The organism is Leisingera aquimarina DSM 24565, assembly GCF_000473165.1.
Lineage (GTDB): Bacteria > Pseudomonadota > Alphaproteobacteria > Rhodobacterales > Rhodobacteraceae > Leisingera > Leisingera aquimarina.
Window position 1 is genome coordinate 110,400 of the sequence record NZ_AXBE01000011.1, and the last position, 23,675, is coordinate 134,074.

Annotated in this window: 20 protein-coding genes; 4 read left to right on the forward strand and 16 right to left on the reverse strand. The window is 60.6% G+C overall.

Annotated features, from left to right (window positions below; genetic code table 11):
* Positions 1-470 precede the first annotated feature (470 nt).
* Entirely contained in the window at positions 471-1,511 is a 1,041-nt protein-coding gene (locus tag AQUI_RS0100610) for an IS110 family RNA-guided transposase (RefSeq protein WP_027255815.1), read from the reverse strand.
* A 306-nt stretch (positions 1,512-1,817) separates the two neighbouring features.
* On the opposite strand from AQUI_RS0100610, the gene AQUI_RS30480 reads away from it, so the two are divergent.
* The gene (locus tag AQUI_RS30480) at positions 1,818-2,162 is read left to right on the forward strand and encodes a hypothetical protein (protein WP_156916730.1); all 345 of its coding nucleotides are present in this window, start codon (positions 1,818-1,820) and stop codon (positions 2,160-2,162) included.
* A gap of 52 nt (positions 2,163-2,214) precedes the next feature.
* Here AQUI_RS30480 and AQUI_RS26605 read toward each other — a convergent pair whose 3' ends face one another.
* The 9 genes from AQUI_RS26605 to AQUI_RS0100655 form a co-directional block, all read right to left on the reverse strand.
* A complete protein-coding gene (locus AQUI_RS26605; protein WP_035919405.1) occupies positions 2,215-3,957 on the reverse strand; it encodes a SulP family inorganic anion transporter in 1,743 nt (580 codons plus the stop codon).
* Positions 3,958-4,049: 92 nt separating this feature from the next.
* Positions 4,050-4,931: an MBL fold metallo-hydrolase gene (locus AQUI_RS0100620; protein WP_035919464.1), complete on the reverse strand. Its 882-nt coding sequence runs from the start codon at positions 4,929-4,931 to the stop codon at positions 4,050-4,052.
* Between the two features lie 51 nt (positions 4,932-4,982).
* Positions 4,983-5,720: an amino acid ABC transporter ATP-binding protein gene (locus tag AQUI_RS0100625; RefSeq protein ID WP_027255817.1), complete on the reverse strand. Its 738-nt coding sequence runs from the start codon at positions 5,718-5,720 to the stop codon at positions 4,983-4,985.
* A 12-nt stretch (positions 5,721-5,732) separates the two neighbouring features.
* Entirely contained in the window at positions 5,733-6,083 is a 351-nt protein-coding gene (locus AQUI_RS0100630) for a RidA family protein (RefSeq protein WP_027255818.1), read from the reverse strand.
* Positions 6,080-7,993: a propionyl-CoA synthetase gene (locus tag AQUI_RS0100635; RefSeq protein ID WP_027255819.1), complete on the reverse strand. Its 1,914-nt coding sequence runs from the start codon at positions 7,991-7,993 to the stop codon at positions 6,080-6,082. Before AQUI_RS0100635 ends, AQUI_RS0100630 begins: the two co-directional genes overlap by 4 nt.
* A gap of 11 nt (positions 7,994-8,004) precedes the next feature.
* Positions 8,005-8,754, reverse strand: a complete 750-nt coding sequence (locus AQUI_RS0100640) for an SDR family NAD(P)-dependent oxidoreductase (RefSeq protein WP_027255820.1) — start codon at positions 8,752-8,754, stop codon at positions 8,005-8,007.
* A 4-nt stretch (positions 8,755-8,758) separates the two neighbouring features.
* Complete coding sequence (locus AQUI_RS0100645; RefSeq protein ID WP_027255821.1) at positions 8,759-10,405, reverse strand: hydantoinase B/oxoprolinase family protein; 1,647 nt, start codon at positions 10,403-10,405, stop codon at positions 8,759-8,761.
* Positions 10,402-12,489: a hydantoinase/oxoprolinase family protein gene (locus AQUI_RS0100650; protein WP_027255822.1), complete on the reverse strand. Its 2,088-nt coding sequence runs from the start codon at positions 12,487-12,489 to the stop codon at positions 10,402-10,404. The genes AQUI_RS0100645 and AQUI_RS0100650 overlap by 4 nt, the downstream gene beginning before the upstream one ends.
* 3 nt (positions 12,490-12,492) lie before the next feature.
* Complete coding sequence (locus AQUI_RS0100655) at positions 12,493-13,767, reverse strand: NAD(P)/FAD-dependent oxidoreductase (protein WP_035919408.1); 1,275 nt, start codon at positions 13,765-13,767, stop codon at positions 12,493-12,495.
* 114 nt (positions 13,768-13,881) lie between these two features.
* On the opposite strand from AQUI_RS0100655, the gene AQUI_RS0100660 reads away from it, so the two are divergent.
* Complete coding sequence (locus tag AQUI_RS0100660) at positions 13,882-14,289, forward strand: rhodanese-like domain-containing protein (RefSeq protein ID WP_027255824.1); 408 nt, start codon at positions 13,882-13,884, stop codon at positions 14,287-14,289.
* Position 14,290: 1 nt separating this feature from the next.
* On the opposite strand, the gene AQUI_RS0100665 is transcribed toward AQUI_RS0100660, so the two are convergent.
* Both AQUI_RS0100665 and AQUI_RS0100670 read right to left on the reverse strand, forming a co-directional pair.
* A complete protein-coding gene (locus tag AQUI_RS0100665; RefSeq protein ID WP_051371714.1) occupies positions 14,291-15,076 on the reverse strand; it encodes an IclR family transcriptional regulator in 786 nt (261 codons plus the stop codon).
* 18 nt (positions 15,077-15,094) lie between these two features.
* Positions 15,095-17,401, reverse strand: a complete 2,307-nt coding sequence (locus tag AQUI_RS0100670; protein WP_027255826.1) for a molybdopterin-dependent oxidoreductase — start codon at positions 17,399-17,401, stop codon at positions 15,095-15,097.
* A 99-nt stretch (positions 17,402-17,500) separates the two neighbouring features.
* Here AQUI_RS0100670 and metC point away from each other — a divergent pair, with 99 nt between their 5' ends.
* Both metC and AQUI_RS0100680 read left to right on the forward strand, forming a co-directional pair.
* Positions 17,501-18,685 carry a cystathionine beta-lyase gene (gene metC / locus AQUI_RS0100675; protein WP_027255827.1) on the forward strand — a complete coding sequence of 395 codons (1,185 nt, stop codon included), beginning with the start codon at positions 17,501-17,503 and terminating at the stop codon, positions 18,683-18,685.
* A gap of 3 nt (positions 18,686-18,688) precedes the next feature.
* Positions 18,689-19,327, forward strand: coding sequence for a VOC family protein (locus AQUI_RS0100680; RefSeq protein WP_027255828.1), 639 nt, complete (start codon positions 18,689-18,691; stop codon positions 19,325-19,327).
* A 178-nt stretch (positions 19,328-19,505) separates the two neighbouring features.
* Here AQUI_RS0100680 and AQUI_RS0100685 read toward each other — a convergent pair whose 3' ends face one another.
* From AQUI_RS0100685 to AQUI_RS31655, 4 genes are all read right to left on the reverse strand, one after another.
* Positions 19,506-20,600, reverse strand: a complete 1,095-nt coding sequence (locus AQUI_RS0100685; protein WP_035919466.1) for an amino acid ABC transporter permease — start codon at positions 20,598-20,600, stop codon at positions 19,506-19,508.
* A 7-nt stretch (positions 20,601-20,607) separates the two neighbouring features.
* On the reverse strand, positions 20,608-21,744 hold the full coding sequence (locus AQUI_RS0100690; protein ID WP_027255830.1) for an ABC transporter permease subunit: 1,137 nt from the start codon (positions 21,742-21,744) through the stop codon (positions 20,608-20,610).
* A gap of 72 nt (positions 21,745-21,816) precedes the next feature.
* Positions 21,817-22,848 carry an amino acid ABC transporter substrate-binding protein gene (locus AQUI_RS0100695; protein ID WP_027255831.1) on the reverse strand — a complete coding sequence of 344 codons (1,032 nt, stop codon included), beginning with the start codon at positions 22,846-22,848 and terminating at the stop codon, positions 21,817-21,819.
* A gap of 74 nt (positions 22,849-22,922) precedes the next feature.
* Positions 22,923-23,420, reverse strand: coding sequence for an IS110 family transposase (locus tag AQUI_RS31655; RefSeq protein ID WP_342665569.1), 498 nt, complete (start codon positions 23,418-23,420; stop codon positions 22,923-22,925).
* Positions 23,421-23,675 lie beyond the last annotated feature (255 nt).

The window sequence follows — 23,675 nt, forward strand, 5'->3', positions numbered from 1 at the left end:
CTGAAAGCGGCCATCCAAACGCCTTGGCGCACCGCTCCCAAAGCTGCGGGCAGCTACCAGAGGCAGCCATGCGCTGGAAGCGCCCTTCCGTAATGGGGCGTGATCTGTCAAGCACCTTTCCGCATGATGAAATGACCTCCTGCCGCAATGGCGGGGAGGTGCTTGACAGATCACTGGCCGGTTACCCTTTCTTGCTGGGCCACGCTTTTTGCGATTGCGTTAAGGTTGGTCCACGCCGGGATGATGCTTCCGTCCGTAGTCAGCGCAGTGGCTGCCACATCATGCCTAGTCCAAATGCAGTTCCCGAGTGCCCATCTTTGCAGCGTGCTCGGGCAACAAGTGCCCGGCTCAAGTGCGCTTACGGCATTTTCGGGGACCGCGTCCCGGTTGGGACCTCGGTGAGCCCTCGCTTCCAGGCGCAGCCCGAACATCCTCCTTGCAGGTTGCGTGTCATCGGGGAGCTTGGACGCTTACGCTCCCGATACGGCGGCGGCCTCGGCTCGCGTAAAGCGGAACGCGGTGCCATCTCGCCACATGCGGTGCAGGATCACACCGATGCGGCGCGCCAGAGCAACAGTTGCACGCCTCTTCCCGCGCCGCTTGGCAACATTCAACGCCCATGCGGTTAGCCAACTGGGGCGGCCCTTGTTCAACATCACCATTGCAGCCTGGTAAAGCACGGTACGCAGCCCCGCGTCACCTGCGCGGGAGATCGCGCCCACGATGTCGCGTTCCCCGGATTGCTCGCGTCGTGGCGTCAAGCCCACCCACGGACCGACATCCTTCGAGGATCGAAAGCGATCAGGATCGTCGATGGCCGATTTGACCGTCAGCGCCACAATCGGCCCCACACCGGGCATGGTCATGAACTGGCGGCAAACAGGATCGGATTTGGCATGGTCGCGCGCGAGCTTCTCCAAGCCTGCCAACTCTGTGCGCAGGGCAGTGCGGGCGCTCAGCACCGGGTTTGCTGCGGCCTGCAGCATGGCATTGCCATCGGCCAGTTCCCGCACCCGTTCTTCGAAGCGTCCCTTGGCAACGCGTCCCATCTTCAGCCCAAAATTACGCAGCACGCCCCGTATTGACAGTTCAAGGTCAACAATGGCTTGCAGGATTGCTTTGCGTGAGGACAGCAGCGCACGCATTTCCTGCGCCGAAATCGATTTGCAGTGTACGGGTCGAAACCAGCCCATTTGCAACAGTCGCGCGATCCCTTCGGCATCCCGCCTGTCGGTCTTGATCGGCATCGCCTTCAGCGCACCCTTAACCTGTCGCGTTTCCATCAAAACTGTATCGAACCCAGCTTCGGTGAGGTGCCGATAAAGCCATTGTGACAACGGTCCAGCTTCCAAGCCGATACCGGCAACGGTTCCGGACAGCGACCGCAATGCTCTTTCCAGCTCTTCCGGCTCGCTCGACGCTGTCGTTTCCTTGATCACCTGACCATGAGATGACAGCACGCAGATCGCGGTGCTTGCCAGTGAAACATCCAAGCCGATATACAGATCCATGTCGTTGCCCTTTCTTCGCAAAGAAATTTTTTTGGGGGGGCCTAACCGCAAAACCCGGTGACACGCTTCCGACGTGCCAAGGCAACGACAACTCAACAGCTTCCCGATGGCAATTCACAACGGTGAAGTTTCGCGACGAGCCCCATTACGGCATCTTTGCAAATCCATCCCTGTCGCCAGAACAGGCCACGATTTCCGCCGCGTTGCCGCGACCAAAAGCTGCCGCTCGTCGTGGGCGCAGCATGAAACTGGCATCGTGTGACCAGGTTGCGGGCAATCCTGACATTTGTAGACGCAGAGTGGCAAATGCAGAAAGCACCAATTTTCGATTGCGTCAGCAACAGCAGCCTTGTGACAAAGCAGAAAGATCTACCACACAAGCCATTCGATACCACGCCGATGGACGATTCTAAAAACGACCTTACGTTGCATCTTGGTAGAAGTGGCATGACACCCCGCCGCTGTACGTTCAGCAATCACCGCCATGATCAGCCTTCCGGTGCAATGCCCGAACACATCACGCTTGCGGGGAAATTGTTGCCAACATCAAGCGAAACGCTCATTTTCGAACACGACGAACTGACCATTGCAGACACTGAAGCGCTGACCCGAACGGGATCAACAGGGAGCGGACACACATTCTTTTGGTAACGCCCCGGTTCATTCATTACCGGAGCATGGAGACTGATATCAGGGATGGTTCTCAGGCGACATGTTCTGTGGTGTCGGTATCAGGCGATATTGTCAGTTCCATGATCGCCGCATGTTGGGACAGAAACACGTCCCCGGAAAGCTCACCCAAAAAATGCGATCTTTCCAGGCGATCCATGACCGGTCCCTTGACCTCTGACAGGTGCATTTTCGTTTCCATCTCACCCAATCGCGCGTTGATTGCATCAAGCGAGTGAAGCGCACTCATATCAATCTCGTTGACAGCAGAGCATTGCAGAATGACGTGCCGCACCGCCTTGTCCCGTGCCACCCGGTCGAGGATGTAGTCTTCGAGAAACCGGGCATTGGCGAAGAAAAGGCTTTCGTCCACACGCAGAGTGACGACCCGGGGATCGGTTTCGACCTTGTGACGGTGGATGTTGCGGAAGTGTTCACTCCCTGCGATCCGTCCGACCTCAGCAATGTGCGGCCGGGACATCTTGAACAAATAGAGCAATACCGAGATTGCGACGCCGCTGGACACGCCGAGTTCGACGCCAAAAGCCAACGTGATTGCGATGGTCGCGGCGATCGCGATGAAGTCGGCCCTGGAATACCTCCAGGCGCGACACAGTACTCCGAGGTCGACAAGGCTGAGAACGGCGACGATGATCGTCGCGGCCAGCGTGGCCTTGGGCAGAAAGTGGATCAGCGGGGTCAGGGCGAGTGCCGCGATGGCAAGTCCCATCGCCGTAAAGGCACCGGCAGCAGGGGTCCGGGCCCCGGCGTCGAAATTCACGACAGACCGCGAGAATCCACCGGTAACCGGAAAACCACCGGAAAAGGCAGCACCTAAATTGGCCGCCCCGAGCCCGATCAGTTCCTGATCCGGGCGTATCCGCTCGCGCTTTTTCGCGGCCAGGGTCTGAGCGACCGAAATCGATTCCACGAAGCCGATAACGGAGATCAACAACGCGGGCAGAAGCAACTGCCCGATCAGTGTAGGCGAGACATCCGGCAGCGTCAGCGGCGGCAGGCTTTGCGGAACTTCGCCAACGATGGCGACACCACGCGCCGCCAGGTCGAACCCCCAGACGGCGAGGGTTGTGGCGACCACGGCGGTGACGGGACCAGCCTTGGTAATCGTGGCGGCCAATCGTGGCCCAAGACCCATCTTGCGCAATACAGGCTTCAGCCCCTTGCGTACCCAGAACAGGTATGCGGTTGCGGAAACACCGACGACAAGCGTGATCGGATTTGTCTCTCGAAGATTCGCAAACAGGCTGTGCAGCAACTCGATCAGCGTATGTCCGCCGCCCCCGATGCCAAGTATATGGCGCAGCTGGCTGACGGCGATGATGATGGCGGACGCAGTGATGAAACCGGCAATGACTGGATGCGACAGGAAATTTGCGAGGAACCCCAGCCGAAACACCCCCATCACCAGCAGAATGACACCGGACAGAGCTGCAAGTATCAGCGCCGCGGCGGCATAGCCCATCGTCCCCTGATTGGCGATCTGGCCAAGTGCGGCGGCCGTCATCAGCGACACGACCGCGACAGGACCGACGGCCAGCGCCCGGCTGGTGCCAAAAACGGCATAAAGCATGATCGGCGCGATCGAGGCGTAGAGACCAGCCTCGGGCGGCATCCCGGCCAGAAGCGCGTAGGCCAAGGATTGCGGGATCAGCATGATCGTCACGATGACCGCCGCGATCAGATCGTCCGAAAGCGCGCCTCGGTCGTATCTACGGCCCCAGTCAAGGATCGGAAAATATCGCGAAATGACTTGCATTGTCGAAAGCCTTGCTGAGGGGCACAGCGCGGCGCGAAACGACGCCCATGCGTGGTGCGAATGTCGTAATTGATTTGCGGGGTCCGCTGGTGTCAAAGGCGGTTCAGGGGCACCTTGAGCATCGGGTTTCCATCCGCGTCCGCCGGCACTTCGCCCGCGCGCATGTTCACCTGGAGCGAGGGAATAATAAGCCTCGGCATGCCAAGTTGCGCATCCCGTTCGCTACGGAAACGCACGAAATCTTCGCGGGTCTTGCTGCCGCCCACATGGATGTTGTGCGCCTTTTGGTCGGCCACGGTGGTTTCCCACGCGATATCGCGGCCAGCCGGGCCGTAATCGTGGCACATGAACAGCCGCAGTTCGTCCGGCAAGGCCAGCACTTTCTGAATACTGTCGTAAAGCGCACCGGCATCCCCGCCCGGAAAATCGGCCCGGGCCGAGCCGCCGTCAGGCATGAACAAAGTGTCGCCGACAAATGCCGCGTTACCCATCACATGCACCATGCAGGCGGGGGTATGGCCGGGCGTGTACATCGCAAAGACCTGCATTTCGCCGACGCCGTAGGTGTCGCCATCCTTGAACAGGGCGTCGAATTGGCTGCCATCGCGCTGGAACTCAGTACCTTCGTTGAAGACTTTTCCGAATGTCTCCTGAACCATAATGATCTTGTCGCCGACGCCGATCCTGCCGCCCAGTCTCTGCTGAATATAGGGCGCGGCACTCAAGTGATCTGCGTGAACATGCGTCTCGATAATCCAGTCGAGCGTCAGGCCGCGCCGCTCGATCTCTGAGATCATGGCATCGGCGTGATCATAGGTGATACGCCCTGCTGCGTAGTCAAGATCCATGACGCTGTCGACGATGGCGCAATGATCGGATGCCGGGTCCTTCACGATATAGCTGATCGTGTTGGAGTCCGGATCGAAATGCGCCGAGACGTCAGGCTTGATCGACAGGTCAATGGGATAGGTCATGTGCATTCCTTTGCCCGGGCATCCGTCTGGCACATCCGGGGTCTTGCGTGTCTAGTGCGTGAGGACCTGTTCCAGGAACGTCCGGGTCCGCTCGCTCTTGGGCGCGGTAAAGAACGTCTCAGGATCGGCTTCTTCGATGATTTCACCGGCATCCATGAACAGGACGCGGTCCGCGACCTTGCGGGCAAACCCCATCTCATGGGTGACGCAGATCATCGTCATGCCTTCTTCGGCCAGCGTGACCATCACGTCCAGCACCTCGCCGATCATTTCCGGGTCAAGCGCAGAGGTTGGTTCGTCAAACAACAGGATCTCGGGCTTCATACAGAGCGCGCGGGCAATCGCCACACGCTGTTGCTGGCCGCCGGAAAGCTGCCCGGGGTACTTTTGCGCCTGGTTGCCGATCTGCACCTTGTTGAGGAACTGCATGGCCATCTCTTCCGCTTCCGCCTGCGGTGTCTTGCGGGCCAGCATCGGGGCCAAAGTGCAGTTTTCCAGAATGCTCAGGTGCGGAAAGAGATTGAAATGCTGGAAGCACATGCCGACCTCGCGGCGCATTTCCTCGATGTTGGGCGCGTCAGCGTTGATGGGTTCGCCGTTGATCAGGATCTCACCGGACTGGTGTTCTTCCAATTGGTTGATCGTGCGGATCATCGTGGATTTGCCAGAGCCCGACGGTCCGCAGACAACGATTTTCTCACCTTTGGCGACCGAAAGGTTCACGTCCTTCAGGGCGTGGTATTCACCATAGAATTTGTTGACGTTTCGCATCTCGACTGCTGCGGTCATTGGGATTCTCCTTCAGTTGCCATGCTTTTCAGCGGCGGTGACGATGATCTCGACCTTGAGCGTATCGCGGGCCAGCCTTGCCTCGCCGCAGGCGCGGGCCGGGGCGTGGCCCGACGGCACCCAGGCATCCCAGACGGCGTTCATCTCGGCAAAATACGCCATGTCGGACAGCCAGATGATGGCTTGCAGGATGTGGGTGCGGTCGGAACCGGCCTCGTCCAACAGCGCATCGACCCGCGACAGGCAATCTTCGGTCTGTTCGGTTACGCTTTCGCCCGCCCCGACCTGACCACAAAGATAGATCGTGCCGTTGTGCTTGACGATCTTGCTCATCCTGTCGCCGGTGTGAATGCGTCCGATCATGCGGGTCGTCCGATCATGTTGCGAGCCTTAAGCGCGGTGGAAATCTCTTCAAGAATGGCCGGATCGTCGATTGCAGCGGGCATTTTGAAACGCGCGCCATCGGCAATTTTCTGCACTGTACCCCGTAGCACCTTGCCGGAGCGGGTCTTGGGCAGACGTTTGACCTCGATCGCGTGTTTGAATGCGGCAACAGCTCCAATTTTGGCACGGACCAGTTGCACCAACTCGCGTTCCAGCTCGCTCTCATCGCGATTGGCGCCGTTGTTGGTCACGAACAGCCCCAGCGGCATCTGCCCCTTGAGCGCGTCCGCCTTGCCCACGACAGCACATTCGGCAATGTCCGGATGGCTCCCGATCACCTCTTCCATCGCGCCGGTCGACAGGCGGTGCCCGGCAACATTGATGATGTCGTCAGTGCGGGCCATGATGAAGACATAGCCGTCCTCATCGATCATCCCGGCATCCGAAGTCGCGTAGTAGCCCGGATATTCGGCCATATAGGACGAAATGAACCGCTCCGGTGCGTTCCACAACGTCGAAAAGCCCGAGGGCGGCAAGGGCAGCTTGCACACAATGTTGCCCAGCGTGCCCGGAGGCACCGCATTGCCCTCGTCGTCCAGCACCTGAATGTCATAGCCCGGCATCGGCTTGCCCGGAGAGCCCAGCTTGACCGGAAAGGCGCCCAGCCCCACCGGGTTGCCCGACATCGCCCAACCGGTTTCGGTCTGCCACCAGTGGTCGATCACCGGGCGGTCCAATTTGTCTTGCGCCCATTCGATTGTCGCCGGGTCCGAGCGTTCGCCGGCCAGAAACAGCGTGCGGAATTTGCTAAGGTCATATTCCGCGATCTGGCTGCCCTTCGGGTCCTCTTTCTTAATGGCGCGAAACGCCGTTGGCGCGGTGAAGAGCGCCGCGACCCCGTGATCCTGAATGACGCGCCAGAACGTGCCTGCATCGGGCGTGCCGACCGGCTTGCCCTCAAAGACAACCGTCGCCGCTCCGTGCAACAGCGGCCCGTAGCAGATATAGGAATGACCCACGACCCAGCCCACATCCGAGGCCGCCCAGAAGACCTCTCCGGGTTTGACGCCGTAGTGATGCTCCATTGTCCATTTCAACGCCACCATATGCCCGCCGTTGTCGCGCACGACGCCCTTGGGCTGGCCAGTGGTACCGGAGGTGTAGAGGATATAAAGCGGATCGGTCGCATCGACCGGCACGCATTCGGTTCCTTCACCCTTTGCCAGAGCGGCCTCGACGGAATGCGCATAGTCCACATCGCGCCCGGCTGTCAGATCGCAGGTCTGGGTGTCACGTTGCAGGATCACGCAATGATCGGGCTTGTTTTCAGCCAGTTCGATGGCCTCGTCCAGCAGCGGTTTGTAGGCGATCACCCGCCCCGGTTCGATCCCGCAGGACGCCGAAATCACCACCTTGGGCGCGGCATCGTCGATCCGCGTCGCCAGTTCCAGCGGGGCGAAGCCGCCGAAAACGACGGAGTGGATCGCGCCAAGCCGCGCGCAGGCAAGCATGGCGAAAACCGCCTGCGGAACCATCGGCATGTAGATCACCACCCGGTCGCCTTTGACCACCCCCAGACCGCGCAGAACGGCCGCCAGCGCGCTGACCTGATCCTGAAGCTCGCCGAATGTGTAGCGCGCAACCTGCCCGGTGACCGGACTATCGTAGATAACCGCTAGACGGTCACCGTGCCCCGCCAGAACATGCCGGTCGACGCAGTTGTAGCAGGTGTTGCAGGTCGCCCCGTCGAACCAGCGGCCATAGACACCGCTGTCGGGGTTAAAGGCAGATGTGGCGGGCGTGAACCAGTCGATCTGTTCCGCGGCCTGCTGCCAAAACCCAACCGGGTCGTCTTGCCAACGGGCGTATGTTTCAGCGTATCGGGACATTTTTTGTAACCTCAGCAGGTATAATTGAGGCCTAGACGGCCGCCGTCGACATAGATGGTCTCGCCGGTGATATAGCTGGCCTTTTTCGAGCACAGGAATGCCACTACGTCGCCGATCTCGCGCGCCTCGCCAGCGCGTCCAATTGGGGTGCGCGACATGGCGGCCTTGAATGCCTCGGCATTGGCATTTACCCCCGCCATCATTTCGGTGTCGATGGAACCGGGGCCGACTGCGTTCACGCGAATGTTGTTCTTGGCCAGCGCCAGTGCCGCCACCTTGGTCAGCTGCATCACGCCGCCCTTGGAGGCGCAGTAGGCCGGGATCGCGGGGATCGCGACCTGTGCATTGATCGAGGACATGTTGACGATGGCGCCTTCGATCTTGTTTTCGACCATCACACGGGCCGCCAGTTGCGTCGCGACAAAGACGCCGCGCAGATTGATGTCGATCACCCGCTCGAAGCTTTCCAGCTTGTATGTGAGAAAGTCACCGGGCATGGCGACGCCTGCATTGTTGACCAGCGCATGCAGCGGGCCGTGATCGGCCGCGATTTGCGCGAACATCGCCTCGATCTGTGCGACGTCGCCCATATCGCAGGCAATCGCGGCTTTGGCACCGAGCGTCGTGCCGGCGGCGGCCACGCCTTCGGCGTTGATGTCGGACAGGATGACGTCATAGCCATCTTCGGCCAGAGCTTCGGCGCAGGCATAGCCGATGCCCTGGGCCGCGCCGGTGATTAGCGCGAGTGGTTTCTGTGTCATGGTGTTATTCCCCAAATCCGTAATCTTGTTTCGCTTGTTCAGGCGTGATCAGCCCGGCGCGGAGGTCATTGTCGAGGTCGTCGCGGTCGCGGTCGCCGGGCGCACCGTATCCGCCACCGCCGGGCAAGCTCAGTTTCAGGCGCTGGCCGTTCCTGACCAGTTGGCGGCCCTTGCTGCGCAGCTTGGTCCCGTCGGCCAGTTCCACACGACCGGCTGCACCGGCAGCGCCTCCGTCGCGGCCGCGTGCGGGGTTTTCGACCCGGTCGAACATGGCGTTGAAGAAGAAGTCATAGCCTTCGCGCGGTTCGATCTCGATGGTCTGGCCCAGACCGCCGCGCAAGGCGCCGGCCCCGCCCGAGCCTTCACGCAGGTCCTTGCGCCAGACGGTGATCGGGCCGACGTGCTCGGTAGCTTCGACGCTCATGGTGGAGACGCCGGACGGGAACGCCGTCGCCGACAGGCCATCAAATTCAGGCCGAGCGCCGGTGCCGCCGGAGTTGAACATCAGCACCTCGCGGTTCGGCAACCCGCTGTCGGGGTCGCTGGCGCGGGCGGAAATCTGGATGTTCCACAGCGCACTTGCGCCTTCCGCAGGAACGGTATTCGGCAGTGCCTGATGCAATGCGCCCAGCACCACATCCGGCACAAGGTGTCCCAGAACGTGGCGCACTGAGACCGGCGCCGGACGCTTCGCCGCGAGGATACAGCCCTCGGGAGCGGTGATCTCGAACGGTTCCAGAGAACCGGTGTTGTTGGGCACCTGAGGCGCAACCGCGCATTTCAGACCGTAGCAGGCGTAGGCGCGAGTATAGACTTCGGGCACGTTGACGCCAAACCGGCTCATGCCCGACGTTCCGTCGAAATCAGCACGGAGCCTGTCGCCCTCAACGTCGAGCCTGACCACCATTGTTACCGGATCGTCATAGCCGTCCACCTGCATGGTGTGGCAGAAGGTGCCATCCGGAACTTTCGCGATGGCCTCGTGTGTCGCCTTGCGGCTGGTTTCGATGATGAAATCCGACAGGCCATCAAGGTCGGCAATCCCGAACTCACTCATCATCACCTGCAAACGCCGGTCGCCGGCCTCGTTGCAGGCCGCCAGCGAATACATGTCGCCGACCACCTGATCAGGCTCCCGCACGTTGGCCCGCACAAGACGGATCAAGTCGCGGGCAACTTCGCCGCGCTCGGCGAACTTCATGATCGGGATCAGCAGGCCCTCCTCGAAAACCTCGTTGCCATCGGGGCCGAAACCACGCCCGCCGATATCGACCACATGCGCCGTGCAGGCGAAGAACCCAATATGCTGGCCGCCGCGGAAGGCGGGCGAGACGACGGTTATGTCGTGCAGATGGCCAGTGCCCAGCCAGGGATCGTTGGTGATGAATACATCGCCTTCAAAGATGTTCTGCGGCCCGATTTCGCGCACAAAATGGGTGACGCTTTCGGCCATGGCATTCACATGGCCGGGGGTGCCGGTGACGGCCTGCGCCATCATCCGTCCCTGCCGGTCGAACAACCCGGCGGACAGGTCGCCTGCCTCGCGCACCGAGGTGGAAAACGCGGTTCGGATCAGCGTTGTTGCCTGCTCCTCGACCACCGCGATCAGGCGGTTCCACATGATCTGGTAGTCAATTGCTGTGGGGCTCATGAGGCTTCTCCCTTACGGATAAGGCGTAGGCTTCCGTCGCCCTGGCCGACGGCCCGGTAGGCCGATGTGACGATGGTTGTGGTTTCGTTTTCGACAATGACGGCGGGGCCGTCCACGGACTGGCCCGGCGTCATGTTACTGCGCTCGACTTCCCTTGCATCGACCGGTTTCCGAAGCGCGGCGTCAAAGAACTGACGTGTGCGGTTCGGTGTAACCGCCGCGCCGCTGGCATGACGTGTGACCGGGGCGGTGTCGGGAAGAACCGACGCCACGACAAGCGACCAATTGGTGATCTCGATGCCGAGCCCCTCGATCACCCGGCCAAAGAGGGTGCGATATGCAGCCTCGAAGGCGGTCAGGATTTTGATCCGGTCGCTGTCTGCAAACGTCTGGTATGGCAGCACAACGGGAATCTCCCAACCTTGCCCGGAATAGCGCATGAACGCCGTCAGACGGGTTGTTGTTTCGGCCTCCCCGGCACCGGCACTGACAAAGGCTGTCGCCTCCTCTTCAAGCTCAACCAGTGCGGCGTTCACCGCGCTCGCGTCAAACCCTTCGAGCCGCTGGAACAGGCCCCGCGTTGCCTCGTAGCTGAACGGTGCTTTCAGAAAGCCAATGGCCGATCCGACCCCGGCACCCGGCGGGATGATCAACTCCTTGATGCCCAGCTTCTCACACAACCTGCAAGCATGCAGCGGCGCGCCGCCACCAAAGCCGATCATGGTGAAATGTTCGATGTCACGTCCGTTCTCGACAGTATGCACCCGCGCGGCATTGGCCATGTTCTCGTCAACCATCTCGGTGACACCAAAGGCCGCATCGGACGCGCTCATGTCGAGGTGCGAGGCCAGTTTTGCCGTAACGGCGGTTTCCGACGCCTCTGTCGTCAATGGAATTGCACCACCCGCAAAATTGTCGGGATCAAGGCGCCCCAGCAGCAGGTTGGCATCGGTCACGGTCGGCTCTTCGCCGCCACGGCCGTAGCACGCCGGGCCGGGTTCTGAGGCCGCCGAACGCGGTCCGACCTGAATGCGTCCCAGCGAGTCAATTGAGGCGATCGACCCACCTCCGGCACCGATTTCGACCATTTCGACAACCGGGGTCGACACCGTCATGCCCGAGCCCTTCTTGAACCGGTAGGTGCGGGCAACCTCGAAGGTGTTGGCGGTCTTGGGTTCGCCGTCCTCGATTAGGCAGATCTTGGCGGTGGTGCCACCCATGTCAAACGACAGCACAGAGTCCAGCCCATGCCCGCGCGCGAAATCGGCCGCGAAAATGGCTCCGCCTGCCGGGCCGGATTCGAGCAGCCGGACGGGTTGTTCCGCCGCCACATCGACCGAGATCAGCCCGCCGCCGGAATGCAGCATAAACACCGGCGCATCCACGCCCGCGTCTTTCAGCCGGTCCACCAGACGGCCAAGGTAGTCGGCCACCTGCGGCTGCACATAGGCGTTTGCAATTACCGTATTGAAGCGCGGCAATTCGCGCATCTGGGGCGAAATGACTGAAGAGATCGAAATCGACAGATCAGGTGCTGCGGTCCGCAGCGCGTCGGCCATCTGTTTTTCGTGGGCGTCGTTGGCATAGGAATGCATCAGGCCGATTGCCACGGCCTCGAAATCCCCGGCCAGTACGGTCTGTACCATCCGGTCGACCTCGGCCGCGTCCAGCGGCATCAACACCTCGCCGCTTGGCCCCATGCGTTCATTCAGCGTGAAACGATGTTCGCGCGGCACCAGAGGTTTGGGCAGAGTCAGGTTCAGATCGTATTGTTCGAACCGGTTTTCCGAGCGCATTTCGATGACATCGCGGAAGCCTTCGGTGGTGATGAATGCCAGCTTCGCCCCGCGCCGTTCGATCAGGGCGTTGGTCACCAGCGTGGTACCGTGGATCACCTGGCCAATTTCCGAAAGCGCCAGCCCAGCCTTTTCCGCGGCAATTCCGATGCCATCGAGAATGGCTTGCTCCGGCTGCGCATAATTCGTCAGTACTTTGCAGGTGGACAAGCCGCCCGTGTGCGAAAGTGCAACGTCAGTGAATGTGCCGCCGATATCAACGCCGATGCGGTTCATGGGAATGCTCATAAGTCAGATCGCCTTGAATATCTGGTTGGCGGTAAACGCGGACTGATAGAGCCGCGACATGATGGGGGCCGAGGGAACCGTCGCAAGGTCGGTCATCGGCAAGGGCAGATCGGCAGAGTCCATGCCGGTCAGAAGCCCCGCCATCGCCTCGCCAAAAATAGTACCGGTGGTGATGCCACGGCCGTTGTAGCCAATCGGCGTGTAGAGGTTCGCCTCAAGCTGGTGGATGCGCGGAAGATGATCCGGGGTCATCGCAATCTGGCCGTGCCACGCCTCGTCGAACTCGACTGGGCCAAGGTCCGGGAAAATCCGTGCGATCTGCTTTTTTGCCCAGCGGTGTGACAAACCGCGATCCTTGGTGCCGACCACTTTGCCCATCGAGCCGATCAGCAACCGGTCAAAGGCGTCGCGGCGCACGTCGAACATGATCTGCCCGGTGTCCCAGACGCCCTGACGGCCCGGCAGGATATAGCTGGCCTCCGGCCCGAGCGGTTTCGTCGCCAGCTGGAAATAATGGATCCTGGTGAATGTGCGATTGAGACCGGGCCAAAGATCGTCGGTATAGGCATTGGTGCCCAGCACCACGGATTTGGCCGTCAGCGTGCCGTTGTCGGTTTCCACCTTCCACAGATCGCCCTCACGGTGCAGCCGGGTCGCCCGCACGCCGGTGCTGATTTTTGCCCCCGCAGCCAGAGCCGCGCGCGCCAGTCCCCGGCAATAGCCCATCGGATTGATCGTGCCGCACCTGTGGTCGACCAGACCGCCGTGGAAATGCCTTGTACCGATCAATTCGGAGACTTCGTCGCGGCTGAGCAGGTCCACGGGTTCACCAAGACGCTGCCATTCCGCGTGGCGATCCTGAAGGTCGGCGAACCCACTTGGCCCGTGGGCCGCGTGGATCGTGCCTGTCCGCGTCACTTCACAGCGGATCTGATGCTTTTCGATCAGCGAAAATACAAGCTCTGGCCCCTGGCCGAACTTCTTGATGAAGCGCGGTCCATAGGTTGGGCCAAGCGCCTCGCGCACCATGCGCGGCGGCATCCAAAGAGCCGCATTGACCAACCCGACATTGCGCCCGGATCCGCCAAAGCCGATTTGCTCGGCTTCGATGACATGGGCCGACAGGCCCTTTTCTGTGCAATGCAATGCCGTCGAAAGGCCGGTGAACCCACCGCCGACAATGGCAACGTCGACCCGCCCATCTGAATCGAGCGGCGCCGAATAGTCGGATTCAAGGGCCGAGGCGTCCCATAACGAAATGGCTTTGGATGCGGTCATGTGGGGTGTCTCCAGTACGAGTAGCTGCGACAGCTTCGCCTGAAAGGTTGCACGACTCAGGAATGCGTGTCAATATACGAAAAGACCGTTCTATATATCAACACAGGAGAGCCCATGAAACCGCTCAAGATGTCCTCTGCCAAGATGGTGGAAAACGCACGCGCCCGTATTGAAGAGATCGAATCCACGGATCTCATTTCCATGCTGGACGATCCAAGTGTCGTGGTGGTCGATATCCGCGACGTGCGCGAACGCCAGCGCAGCGGGTATATCCCTGGAAGCTTTCACGCGCCCCGCGGGATGATCGAATTCTGGGTTGACCCGGACAGCCCCTATTTCAAGGACATCTTCGCGCAGGAAGACAAGAAATTCGTCTTTCACTGCGCCTCGGGCTGGCGCTCGGCAATCACCACGGCGACGCTGCAGGACATGGGATTCGACGCCGCGCACCTGAAAGAGGGCTTTTCCACATGGGAAAAGCACGGCGGCCCAATCGAATTTCCTGAGAAAAAGAGTAAGTAAGTCAGCCGCGGCCCAGCTTCGCAGAGACGGAGCGGGCCGCGTGCGACACAAGCCCGCCATATCTGTCCATACCCCCATCGGGCAGGTTGATGTCGGGCAGGGAAATACCAAGGGCGGCGACCGGTTCACCGCTTGGCAGTGTGATCGCTGCGCCGAAGCTCAGAATGCGGTCGCGAAACTCGCCGGTGTCATAGGCATAGCCGCGTGCAAGCGTCGTTTTGATATCAGCCTCAAGCGCGGCGAGGTCTGTCAGCGTTCTGTCAGTATGTTGGGTCAGCGCCCCGCTGATCTTGTCGCGCAACCTGTCATAATCCGCGGCCAATATGGCCTTTCCGGTCCCGACACAATGCAGCGGCGCGGTTCCGCCAATGGCATTCCACGACCGGATCGGTTTCTGACTGTCGACCTTGTCGATGTAGACCACTGAAAGATTTTCCCGCACCGCCAGATAAATAGCCTCGCCAGTCTCTTGCGAAAGGAAGGTCAGTTCGGGCGCGGCAAGGTCCCGCAGATTCAGGTTTTCGACCGAGGCGCGCCCAACACGCCACGTTTTCAGCGTCGCGGCATAGGTCTTGTCGGGCAGGTGCTGCACATAGCCCAGCGTCACCAATGTCTGCAAAAGCCGGAAGGTGTTGGACTTGGTCAGGCCCAATTCTTTCGACAACTCGGTCACACCCTTGCCCTGCAGGGATCCGGCAAGGTTTTCCAGAATGGTCAGCCCTTTTGACAAGGTAGAATCGACCTTCGGTTCGCTCGGCGCCTCTGAATTCATACTGTTCCCGATCATTTTATCCCTTGGTATCAGTTACAGTTCAGGTGCGAAAGTCGGTGGGTCATGCGCCTCGACCGGTGGCGGTGCCCCCTCAAAGCGTTTGATCTCTACCAGAGCCGAATGAGCCGCTGGGCTTTGCGTCAGTTCGGATGTACGCAGATCGTGCGTCAGGACATTGGGGTTGCCGTGGCGATCGCGGGCTTGCGGCGCAGAAAAGTCCGGGTCGTACCAGGCCCCGGTCCAGAGGAACACGCAGCCCTTCTGGATCTCGTCCGTAACCCGCGCCCCGGCAAGGCAGCGGCCGCGTTCGTTGTACATTTCCACCACATCGCCACCGGAAATGCCGCGCTGGCGTGCATCTTCCGGATGGATCAGCACCGGTTCGCGCCCGGCGACCTTCAGGCTCATGGAGTAGGCGCCGTTGTCGAGCTGGCTGTGCAGCCGTGTCTTGGGTTGGCCGGACAACAGAAACAGCGGAAAATCGCGAGCTTTTCCTTCCGCTTGATCGCGCGGCGGAAACCATGTCGGGTGGCCTTTGCAATCCGGCAGGTCGAAACCGGCGATGGTCTCTGAGAAAATCTCGACCCGCCCGCTTGGCGTGGGTAAGGCATGCGCTACGGGATCTGCGCGATAGTCCGCCAGGAACACCTGATCCGGGCTCGGATCCGGCAAGTGGATGACATCGCCGACGATGAACTCGTCCCAGTCCGGCAGGTCGCACCCGGCTTCCCGCCCGCGCGCACAGGTCGCGTCCCAGATCTCACGCAGCCATTCCTCGGAAGACTTGCCCTCGGTAAACGCCTGCGCCGTGCCCAGCCGCGCGGCAAGATCGGCATAGATGTCGTATTCGACCCGAGCCTCCCCGACCGGAGCGACAAGCTGTGGCATCGGGACCAATCCGCTATCGGATTTGCCGGCGCCGAAATCCGTGCGTTCCTGCGCTGCGGCCACCGGCAGGACGATATCGGCGTGGCGCGCGGTTGCGGTCCAGTTCACCTCGTTCACGATGATGGTTTCCGGCCGCTGGAAAGCCGCGTGCAGCCGGTTCAGATCCTGATGATGGTGGAACGGGTTGCCCCCGGCCCACCAGACCAGCCGGGCATCGGGGAAGGTCCGTTTCTGACCTTGATAGCTGTAGGTGCCGCCCGGGTTCAGGAGCATTTCGGAAATCATCGCGACGGGAATATAATCGCGCACCGGGTTCTGGCCCTGCGGCAACGTTCCCCAGCGAAACAGCCGCTCGATATTGCCGATATTGGCGTTCACTCCGTAACCGACGGTATAGCCCCCGCCCGGCAGGCCGATCTGGCCCAGCATGGCGGCAAGGGTCACGGCCATCCACATCGGCTGTTCGCCGTAATCGCCGCGCTGAACACCTGCGGCCACGCTGATCATTGTCCGGCCAGCAGCCATGCGGCGTGCAAGAGCGCGGATCGCATCCGCCTCCACGCCGGTCAGGTCCGCGGCCCAATCCGCATCCTTGGGCGTGCCATCGGTGGTGCCGCGCAGGTAGGCGTCGATCTTGTCGAACCCGACGGTATATTTCTGCAGGAAGTCAAGATCGTGCAGCCCTTCCGTGAGCACCGTATGTGCCAATCCCATCATCAGCGCCGTGTCGCTTCCGGGGCGGGCCGCGATCCACTCGGCTTCCAGGGCTTCGAGCGCATCGCTCCTGAGCGGGCTGATATTGACAAAGTCGACGCCCGCTTCGGCGCATGCCAGCATGGTGCCGGTTGCCCGGTGTCTGGTGACGCCGCCGTCGCTCACTTGCGTGTTGCGCAGAGCCAAGCCGCCGAACAGCACCACCAGGTCGGTATTCTTCGCGACAACGGACCAGCGCGTCGCCTGTGCTACGTGGGTGCGAAACGGACCGACGATATGCGGCATCAACCCGAGCGCGGTGTTGTAGCTGTAGTTTCCTTCGGAGCGCACGAAGCCGCCGATGGTGTTGAGGAAGCGCTTCAACTGGCTTTGTGCGTGATGGAACCGTCCGGCACTGGACCAGCCATAGGAACCCGCGAAAATCCCGGTGTTGCCGTGAGTCTCACACACGCGGGTCACCTCTTTAGCAATCAGATCGAGCGCGCGGTCCCAGCTGACCTCGACAAAGCTGTCCTGTCCGCGCGGCACTGCGCCGGGCGTCCCATTGAGCCAGCTCTTGCGAATGGCCGGGCGGCACACGCGGGCGTTGCCATGCAGGCTGCCGGGAATGTTGGCATTGATGGGCGAGGCCGCAGGGTCATCGGGATGGCCCTCCACCGCGACGATCCGGCCATCCTCGATGGTCGCCAACCCGACGCCCCAATGGCTCGCGGTTATTTTCTTGTGGTGATTGCTCATGCGCCTACCTTTGTGCCGACATGTGAAACATGTATTCTTTATATTGACACAAGCAATCTGTTTTGTCATCCTCTAAAAGTCAATTTATGCGAGATGCACATGCCCTCTTCCGAACCCCACATTGCCGATGCCCTGGTCAGCCTGGGGCGCCCTGCCCGCAACGAGGGGCGCCACGTCAATATGCCGGTCGAACTGGGCTCTACCATGGTATTCGACACACTGGCCGCGTTCGAGGCCGCGCGTGACGCCCGGTATGACAGCGGCACGCTCTATTACGGGCGCTACGGCAATGCGGCCGTCTTCCAGCTTGAAGACTTGCTGGCGAAGCTGGAACATGCCGAGGGCGTGACCCTGACATCCTCCGGAGTCGCTGCTGTTTCGCTGACGCTTCTGACTTTTGCGCGCCCCGGTGGCCACATTCTGGTGGCTGACCACATCTACGGCAACACCCGCAACTTCTGCGACAGCGTTCTGGCCCGGATGGGTGTCGAGATCACCTATTTCGACCCGATGATCGGTGCGGATATCGCCGGGTTGATCCGCGACACCACCTTCGCCGTCATGTTCGAGGCGCCCGGCTCCGGCACGTTTGAAGTGCCTGACATTCCTGCCATCGCCGGTGCGGCGCGGGCGGCCGGCGTGCCATCGATCCTTGACGGCACATGGGCGACGCCGATCTTTTGCCAGCCGCTGACGCTTGGTGTCGATGTGGTGGTGGCCTCGATGTCGAAATACCTCAGCGGTCACTCGGATTGCATGATGGGCATGATCGCAAGCACCGCCGAGCACGCGATGGCCATCCGCAAAACTGTGATGGCCGTGGGCGACAAGACCGGCGGGCAGGAAGTGTTCCTTGCGCTGCGCGGATTGCGCACGCTGAAAATCCGGATGGAGCATTTCGAACGGGCCGGGCTCGAGATGGCGGGCTGGCTTGGCGAACAGCCGCAAGTCAAACAGATGCTGCACCCGGCCTATGAATCCTGCCCCGGCCACGCTTTCTGGAAACGGGACTTCAGCGGTGCATCGGGTCTTTTCAGCGTGGTGTTCCACCCCTGCTCTGACGCTCAGATCCGCGGCTTTGTCGACGCCCTGCACCATTTCGGCATCGGGGTCAGCTGGGGCGGGTATGAAAGCCTTGTCCTGCCCGTCACACCGCTGCGTACCGCCGGCACCTGGACTGAGGAGGGCCAACTTGTGCGCTTCAACATCGGGCTGGAGGACGTCGACACGTTGAAGGCCGATCTGGCCGCAGCACTTCCCCTTCTCAATACCGCATCGGAGTAAACCATGCACAACAAGATCGACCACTTCGCCATTGGCGCGGACACTCTGGAGCAGGGCGTCGCCGAAATGGAGGCCAAGCTTGGCGTGACCGTGCCGCGCGGTGGCAAACACGACGCCATGAGCACCCATAACGGCGTCATGCAGGCCGGGAACGAAAGCTTCTTCGAACTGCTCGCAATTGATCCCGACGCGCCCGCTGATCCCGGTCGCACCCGTTGGTTCACGATGGATGATCCCGCCACGCAAACGCGTCTGGCAGAACGGCCGCGTGCGCTGTGCTGGGTTGTCGGGACCGATGACCTCGACGGTGTGATCGCCGCCAGCCCGGTTGATCTGGGCGAGGTGGTTCTGTTTACCAGGGGCGACCGGTCTTGGCGGCTGACGGTGCCGAAGGACGGCAGCCTGCCGATGGACAGTCTATTGCCTGCCTTCATCGAATGGTCCCCCGGCCCGCATCCCAGCACAGGCCAGCAAGACCTCGGCGTGCGGCTCAAGAAAGTGCGACTATCGCACCCTGACCCGGAGGTTCTGAGCAACATTCTAAAGACATTGCAGGTCGACCATCTGGCCGAAGTACGTGAAGGCGACGCAGCGCTGTCCTTCGTTCTGAAGACACCCAAAGGCGAAGTCGTTCTCGATTAGGGACACTCGGGACGCGCCCGGCACCGCAAGAAAGAAGCCCGAAGTCACAAGGAAATGACTTCGGGCTTCTTTGTTTTTGCAAGCTTCGCGAGGATCAAGAAGTCAGCGGGAGCGGACCTGCCTCCGCAAGGCGCGCAATAATCAAGGGATCGGCCATTTCGACCGATCCCGTCACACTTTATCGTTCGGACAGGGCCATGCGGCCTTTGAGGTACTCGCCGTATTGCCCAAGCGAGAAGATGAACACCCAGTAGATCGCCGCGACGAACAGGTAGACCTCAATATAATACGGCGCCCAATCTGCCGTGCCGAAGGCGGTCTTGCCCGAGGCGAGGATGTCGAAGAAGCCGATGATCGTCACGATTGCGGTTTCCTTGAATGTCACCACCACCATGTTGATCGTGCTAGGCAGCGCGTGGCGGAAGACCTGTGGCAGGACGATCTGGCTGAGGATGCTCCAATAGCCAAGCCCCAGCGCCTTGCCCGCTTCGAACTGGCCTTTCGGAATGGCCTGGAAGCCGCCGCGGAACACCTCGGCCTGGTAGCAGGCGAAAAACAGTGCGAAACCGAAGATCACCCGCCAGATTTTGTCGCCTTCCAGCCAGGAGGGCAGGAACAGCGGCAGCACGACCGCGGCTGTGAACAGGGTGGTGACCAGCGGCAGCGAGCGGAATGTGTCGATGATGATGACCGCGAACCATTTCACGATCAGCATCTCGGAGCGGCGCATCAGCGCGAGGCCAAGCCCCATCGGCATCCCTAAAAGCACCACCGCCGCGAACAGAAAGAGCGTCAGGGACAAGCCGCCCCAACCGTCCGTCGTGACCTGCGGCAAACCCAAGAGGCTGCCTTCCATCAGCAGATAGTAGGTCGCAAATCCAACGATCCACAGAATCGCGAGGCGCCGTGCCTGCCACATCGCAGGAAGACAGGACAGCAGCACTGTCGCCACGATGGCAATCGCCGCCAGGGTTGACCGCCAGTGTTCCTCGAACGGGTATGTCCCGAACAGGATCAGCCGGTGGCGCGCGTCGATGACGGACCAGCAGGCCCCATGCTCGCCACATTGCTCGACATTCTCTTTCGACCAGACCGCATTGAACACGGCCCAGTCGAGGAAGCTCCAGGCGATCCACCCGAGGATCGCGAAGACCACGATAGAGATCGCAATCGCCAATGGCGAGCCGAAGCCATATTTCAGGAAGCGGCCGCGTGCGATTTCGAAGCGGCTCGGCGGAGCGACCAGGACGGCGGCCGGGGTGATGTCAGTCATGGCCATCTCAGTGTTCCTTCAGCTGCAGCCGCGCATTCAGCCAGTTGGTGAAGATCGCGATGGAATAGTTGATGGCAAGAAAGGTCAGCATCAGCAGCAGGATCAGTTCCAGCGTCTGGCCGGACTGGCTGATGGAATTAACCGTGATGTAGAACAGATCGCTGAAGCCGATGGCGATACCGATGGTCGTGGCTTTCATCATGAAGATCCACTGGTTGCCCAGCGGCGGAATAATGCTGCGCAAAGCCATGGGCACCTTGATCCGCGACCAGATCGACGCCCGGCTCAGACCAAGCGCCTGTCCCGCCTCGACCAGACCGCGCGGCACCTGAGACAGCCCTCCGCGCACAATTTCCGCGATATAGGCGGTGCCGTAGAGCGTGATCGACACGATCAGAGCGAAAAGCTCGATGGGCACCGAAATGCCGCCCTGGAAGCGAAGCCCTTGCAGCGACGGGATCGTAAACAGCGCCTCGCCGGCGGGCCGCAAGACATGTCCCGCAGCAAGGGTAAGGACGAGCGTGCCGACAAACCAGATCGCCAGACCGCGCCACAATGCGACCTTGGCAACGATTAAACCAATCACCAACGCAAAGGACACGAGCAGCAGAACCACCGCCGCTGTCGGGCTGATGTTCAACCCCGGTAGCATCACTCCGCGCCCGGACAGGAAGGCGACATCACCAAGGCTCATGGCCTGGCGGGGGCCGCCCATGTGGATCAGGATCGCATACAGAAAGATCGCCTGAAGGATCAGGGGGATATTTCGGAAAATCTGAACATAGACGGTCGCGGCAAGGTTGACCGCAGGATGACGGGCATCGCGCATCGTGCCGATGATGAAGCCGAATATAGTAGTGGTGATGATGCAGATGAACCCGACAAACAGCGTGTTAAGCAAACCGATAAGAAGCGTGTGGGCATAGGTGTCATTGATCGACCGCTCGATCAGGGAGAACGAATAATCCCAGCCGGTGCCCCGGTCCAGAAAGGAAAACCCGCTGGTCATGTTCAAACGGGTCAAGTTGTACTGCGCGTTCGACACAGCCCCCCAGATCGCGAGCACGGTCAGGACAACTAGTGTGCCTTGAATGATCAGCCTGCGTTGCTTGGACTTCTTCCTGAGTACGTCTGCGGTTGGCATCTTGCGCCCCCTTACCTGCGCTATCGAAAAAGAGCCGCCCCTTTCGAGGCGGCCCGTTCGAGTATCAAATCGTCAGTCGAGGATCGGCGCATAAAGCACGCCGCCGTGGCTCCACAGGTTGTTGAGCCCGCGGTCCAGCTTGTAAGGGCTGTCCTCGCCGAGGTTACGATCATAGATTTCAGCAAAGTTGCCGACAGCCGCGATCATTTCGCGGGCCCATGTATCACGCATCCCCAGACGTTCGCCCATGCCAGGTTCGACACCAAGCAGACGCGCCACGCGTGGGTTCGCCGGGTTGGCAGCCATCTCTTCTACATTGGCAGAGGTAATCCCCTCTTCCTCGGCGATCAGCAGCGCTGCCAGCATCCAGTTGACTGTATCGACGAAGCCTTCGTCGCCCTGACGCATCGCGGCAGAGATCGGCTCACTCGACAGTTGGTCGCTGAGGATCACATGTGCTTCGGGATCGTCAATTTCGGTCGCCCTTGTCACGGCCAGGTTCGGGCCCCAGCCGGCGAAGGCATCGCAGCGGTTGGCGAGGTATGCGGACCGCAGCTCTGCCGCGCTTTCATACGACACCATGTTGTGCTCGACATTGATCGTCTGGAGATAGCTCGCCGCCAGACGTTCGATGGTGGTGCCCGCCTCGACGCAAATTGTGCCACCGGCAAGGTCTTTCGCCTTGGTAATACCCAGATCGCCATGCGCCATGAACTGCGTGCCGCCAAAGAAATACGGAAGGCTGAACTGCAGGCCCAGCTCGGTATCGCGGCCCATGGTCCAGCCCGTCGCCTTGATGATCACGTCTACATCACCGGATTGAAGCGCCGGAAAACGTTGCGCCCAGCTGAGCGGCACGATCTGGTTCTTGTCCGGATCGCCAAGGATCGCTGTGGTGAGCGCGCGGCACAGGTCGATGTCGAGACCCTTCCACTCGTTCTTGTCGTTGACTTCGACGAAACCGAAGTAGCTGCCGTTGTGACCCGAGCACAGCATCGTTCCGCGCTCCTGGATCTGCTTCACAGTCTCGCTTTGCGCAAACGCCATATACGGTACTGTCATTGCAGTTGCGATCACGGCGCTAGCCGCCAAATACTTGTTCATATGCTATCTCCCAGATGTTCTGCATGTCGGCACACATGTACTGATATACAGCATGAGTGTGATTTGGCATTGAGTCAATGATTATTCCATTCCAGCCGATCACCCGTAGTGCGCTGCCCGGACGCTGAGCACTTGGGACAGAGGACAAGCCTATGCCGATACGTCATGCGTTGTCGGCGTCTGGATCGCGTGGATAACCAGCAACGGAGGGTCGGTTTAGAAACCGCATGCATCGGCCCGTTCGAACCGCTGCATTGGTTAAATGTGCTGCACAGCCAAAGGAGCGTCGCTCCGGGGTCATCTACCGCAGCTTTGAAGGTCAGAGCAGAGATTGGTCCCACGCCGGGGATTGCCTTGCGGCTGCTCAGCAGCGCACGCACGGCATGCGCCTCCCGGCTCTTCATATGAACTGGATTGAACCAACGCGACCGCAGCACTTGGGCGATCCCGCGAGCGTCCGTCTTGTCGGTCTTGTTGCGCATCGCCGACAGAGCGGCGTTCACTTGTCGTGCTGCCATGCAGACAACGTCGAAGCCTGCGGCTTGCAGTCCAAAGAAGATGTGCTGGCTCATCGCGCCGGCCGCAAAGCCAATCCGCAGGCCTGAGAATGGAAATCTTACTAAACACCGCGTGATATCTTCGATCTCACACGCTGCCTAGCGTTCAAGAAGTGCATTGCCCTCCGCTTTAATCACGCAAATCGCAACCGCCCGCAGCGACACATCCAGTCCCACAAAGTAATCCATTTTGTTCTCCTCAGATAGCAGAAGTCACTGCAATTCTGTTGACCTGACCCAGCTATCCGGTCAGCCCGATTACCCATACAC

Excerpts from the sequence above, each read along its gene's own strand:
- AQUI_RS0100650 (WP_027255822.1), bottom strand. The coding sequence starts at position 12,489 with ATGAGCATTCCCATGAACCGCATCGGCGTTGATATCGGCGGCACATTC.
- AQUI_RS0100630 (WP_027255818.1), bottom strand. The coding sequence starts at position 6,083 with ATGATCGGACGCATTCACACCGGCGACAGGATGAGCAAGATCGTCAAG.
- AQUI_RS0100655 (WP_035919408.1), bottom strand. The coding sequence starts at position 13,767 with ATGACCGCATCCAAAGCCATTTCGTTATGGGACGCCTCGGCCCTTGAA.
- AQUI_RS26605 (WP_035919405.1), bottom strand. The coding sequence starts at position 3,957 with ATGCAAGTCATTTCGCGATATTTTCCGATCCTTGACTGGGGCCGTAGA.
- AQUI_RS0100685 (WP_035919466.1), bottom strand. The coding sequence starts at position 20,600 with ATGACTGACATCACCCCGGCCGCCGTCCTGGTCGCTCCGCCGAGCCGC.
- AQUI_RS0100660 (WP_027255824.1), top strand. The coding sequence starts at position 13,882 with ATGAAACCGCTCAAGATGTCCTCTGCCAAGATGGTGGAAAACGCACGC.
- AQUI_RS0100690 (WP_027255830.1), bottom strand. The coding sequence starts at position 21,744 with ATGCCAACCGCAGACGTACTCAGGAAGAAGTCCAAGCAACGCAGGCTG.
- AQUI_RS0100670 (WP_027255826.1), bottom strand. The coding sequence starts at position 17,401 with ATGAGCAATCACCACAAGAAAATAACCGCGAGCCATTGGGGCGTCGGG.
- AQUI_RS0100665 (WP_051371714.1), bottom strand. The coding sequence starts at position 15,076 with ATGATCGGGAACAGTATGAATTCAGAGGCGCCGAGCGAACCGAAGGTC.
- AQUI_RS0100625 (WP_027255817.1), bottom strand. The coding sequence starts at position 5,720 with ATGACCGCAGCAGTCGAGATGCGAAACGTCAACAAATTCTATGGTGAA.
- AQUI_RS0100645 (WP_027255821.1), bottom strand. The coding sequence starts at position 10,405 with ATGAGCCCCACAGCAATTGACTACCAGATCATGTGGAACCGCCTGATC.
- AQUI_RS0100635 (WP_027255819.1), bottom strand. The coding sequence starts at position 7,993 with ATGTCCCGATACGCTGAAACATACGCCCGTTGGCAAGACGACCCGGTT.
- AQUI_RS31655 (WP_342665569.1), bottom strand. The coding sequence starts at position 23,420 with ATGAGCCAGCACATCTTCTTTGGACTGCAAGCCGCAGGCTTCGACGTT.
- AQUI_RS30480 (WP_156916730.1), top strand. The coding sequence starts at position 1,818 with ATGCAGAAAGCACCAATTTTCGATTGCGTCAGCAACAGCAGCCTTGTG.
- AQUI_RS0100610 (WP_027255815.1), bottom strand. The coding sequence starts at position 1,511 with ATGGATCTGTATATCGGCTTGGATGTTTCACTGGCAAGCACCGCGATC.
- AQUI_RS0100620 (WP_035919464.1), bottom strand. The coding sequence starts at position 4,931 with ATGACCTATCCCATTGACCTGTCGATCAAGCCTGACGTCTCGGCGCAT.
- AQUI_RS0100640 (WP_027255820.1), bottom strand. The coding sequence starts at position 8,754 with ATGACACAGAAACCACTCGCGCTAATCACCGGCGCGGCCCAGGGCATC.
- metC (WP_027255827.1), top strand. The coding sequence starts at position 17,501 with ATGCCCTCTTCCGAACCCCACATTGCCGATGCCCTGGTCAGCCTGGGG.
- AQUI_RS0100695 (WP_027255831.1), bottom strand. The coding sequence starts at position 22,848 with ATGAACAAGTATTTGGCGGCTAGCGCCGTGATCGCAACTGCAATGACA.
- AQUI_RS0100680 (WP_027255828.1), top strand. The coding sequence starts at position 18,689 with ATGCACAACAAGATCGACCACTTCGCCATTGGCGCGGACACTCTGGAG.